At 67.8% G+C, this 952-nt stretch carries 1 protein-coding gene; it reads right to left on the bottom strand.

What is annotated here, in order from left to right:
* On the bottom strand, window positions 1–952 hold a 952-nt coding region (locus A5702_RS00170), incomplete at both ends, for a glycosyltransferase (RefSeq protein ID WP_156669418.1).

Below are 952 nucleotides of genomic sequence, written 5' to 3'. Positions count from 1 at the left end.
GGCAGGCGGGGAAGACGGCCGCGTAATTGACGGGGCCGACCACCTTGACGTGGTCGAAGTGCGGGACTTCGCTGAAATCCGACCCGCCGGCGCAGATCAGTGCGCGTTCGCCCAATTGGGTGCAGGCGGTGCTGATCATCTCGACCATCTCGGTGGGGGATTCGACCGGGATGCTGCCGCTGGCGAAGCAAATCGGCGGTGTTCCCGCGGCTATCCACGAGGCGACCTCATCGTCGGTGTCGGTCGTCATCTCCATGGTCAGGGCGCCGACAAAGGGCCGGCGGCCGTCCCATTTCGACCATTCCCGCGCCAGCCCGGGAAAGCACACGTCGTCGTAGCCCTGGATTTCCAGGGATCGGCGTTGGGCGATCCGGCGGGGCGCCGGACGGGTCGCCGGCGGCAGGCCCAATTCGCGCCGCTGCGCATCCTCGGGCTTCTTGTTCAGGCGCCAGGCCAACCAGTCGAACGCCATCATGGCCGACCGACCCAACGGGGGCGGCAGGATCGAGACCAGCTGGCCGTTGGGCCGCATCGGGGCGTGGTGCAGCGTGGCCAACGGGATGTCGTAGTACTCGGCGACGTTGGCGGCGGGCTCCTGGTAACTCTGCCCGACCAGCAACAGGTCGGCCCCGTCGGCCAGCGACGTCAGCGTCGTCGTCATGTGGCCCCAGCATTGGTCGCTGAGGTCCCACATCTCGCGCCACAACCCGCGCAGCTCCCGGACCTTCCAGAACGCGCCGAAGAAAGACGTCCAGAAGTTGCGGTACACGTCCAGCCACAGCTGGGTCTCTAGCCCATACGCGGCCGCCGGGAGACCGGCCGCCTCGGCGAAGCCGATCAGGTCGGGCGGCACCGCCATCCGCACGTCATGGCCCCTGCGCAGGAGTTCGCGACCGACGACGACGGAAGGCTCGATGTCGCCTCGAGTTCCATAGCAGGCCAGGGCAAACTT

Origin of the sequence: Mycobacterium sp. E3339 (genome assembly GCF_001666915.1) — a bacterium.
Lineage (GTDB): Bacteria > Actinomycetota > Actinomycetes > Mycobacteriales > Mycobacteriaceae > Mycobacterium.
This window is presented reverse-complemented; position numbering and strand designations above follow the sequence as displayed.